The organism is Faecalimicrobium dakarense (genome assembly GCF_000499525.1).
GTDB lineage: Bacteria > Bacillota > Clostridia > Peptostreptococcales > Peptostreptococcaceae > Faecalimicrobium > Faecalimicrobium dakarense.
Map to the genome: position 1 here is coordinate 1 of NZ_HG529240.1, position 753 is coordinate 753.

General features: G+C 22.2%; 1 protein-coding gene. It reads left to right on the forward strand.

The annotated features are described in order from the left end of the window. Positions 1-200 precede the first annotated feature (200 nt). Positions 201-668: a hypothetical protein gene (locus BN899_RS02295; protein ID WP_042272399.1), complete on the forward strand. Its 468-nt coding sequence runs from the start codon at positions 201-203 to the stop codon at positions 666-668. Positions 669-753 lie beyond the last annotated feature (85 nt).

The window sequence follows — 753 nt, forward strand, 5'->3', positions numbered from 1 at the left end:
CAAAAGCTGAAAGAAAGCTCATGGTAAAAAGAAAAAGAAATCTAAAAAGAGGAAATAATACATAAAGCCAAGAATGATTTATCATACTTGGCTTTATATATTTCAAAAATTTAGTTATAATTACAATATAAATAATATAGTAAGATTTTACGACTAAGTGACGTATAAAATAAAATATAGAACTTAAAGGAGGAAAAAGCGTGATCGCAGACAGGACAATGTGGGCAATAATGTGTGGATTTATTTTACTTCAAATAATATGCGGTTTAGTTTGTTTATGGTTTGGAAAATCATTATCTTTAAAACATGAGCTTAGTGTTAAAGATGGAAAAATATTTAATAAGCATGATATTAGAGAGATTAGAAAAAAGTATTCTAAAATACTTAAGAATATAGGAATTATAAATATTACATTAGGAATTTTATCGCCTATTATAGCAGAAATTTTATCAATTTTTATAAAAAGTATATCAGTTCCAATGCTAGCTATAGCAATAGTTTTATTTTTAGTGTTAGTTAGTATAATTTATATGGTTATCAATTTAATAATTACTATTATTAATAGCAATATAAATATAGGATATAAAGTACTATTTGTTACTATTGTTTTAGCATTGGTTATACTTCAATTTGCCATGCCTGAATTAATTAAGATGATTATTAAATAATAATTACATATCCAAGATTTAATCTATAAATATAAAAATATATTTTCGATATTTTTAAAAAGGTTAATTAATAATAATATAGAAT